The sequence below is a fragment of the Bacillus fungorum genome, assembly GCF_002746455.1.
In the GTDB taxonomy this organism is placed as follows: Bacteria; Bacillota; Bacilli; order Bacillales; family Bacillaceae_G; genus Bacillus_A; species Bacillus_A fungorum.
Map to the genome: position 1 here is coordinate 1 of NZ_NWUW01000155.1, position 649 is coordinate 649.

Consider the following 649-nt stretch of genomic DNA (forward strand, 5'->3'; position numbering starts at 1 on the left):
CACACCTTATTGTGTTGTGGTTGAGTTGTAGAAGCAAGTTGCGTCTTGTTTCATTTATGAAAGGGCTTCTTTGAGCCGATTAGTGTATATATAGCTTATTTTGCTATGCACATTTTTAATCGACTTGGAGGAGCCCTTTTTGTGTTGTCTTCAAGTTAGGAATCACTTGTAAAAAGGTCTTTAGATTTAGGTATACAAATAAAAAACACTGTGAGAAAAAACACAAGATTTGTGTTTTTTTTGATAACCAGGGAGGAATTTTAAATGAAAATGAGTTATGAAGTATCTATATTTTGTTCTGCACATCCAGATGATTTTATGCCAAATTTGCGTGCATTACGAATGCGAGTTACAAAGGAAGGAGCATTTTGGGAACGAGATTGTTATCAGTTTTCCATTAAACCATCAAACTTGTCACAGCGAGCAGCCAAACAAGCAGGGGAAATCTATTTGTATCATGTCTATTTTAATGGATGTATACGGGATTTCCTTTTTTTATTGGAACGATGCTTTAGAGGGACAAGTTTTCGCTTTACTGCTATCCGTGGTTTTTTAGATGTAGAGGGATATTCGCTTAAGCAATGGAAACCGATTCTGCGTAGCCATCATGTAAAGGCTTCAGATGGAGATTGTATTTATAAGAAAGATG

Annotated in this window: 1 protein-coding gene; it reads left to right on the forward strand. The window is 35.7% G+C overall.

What is annotated here, in order from left to right:
* Positions 1-264: 264 nt before the first annotated feature.
* Positions 265-649: hypothetical protein (locus CO726_RS31205; protein WP_099686852.1), on the forward strand; the 385-nt coding region annotated here is incomplete at its 3' end.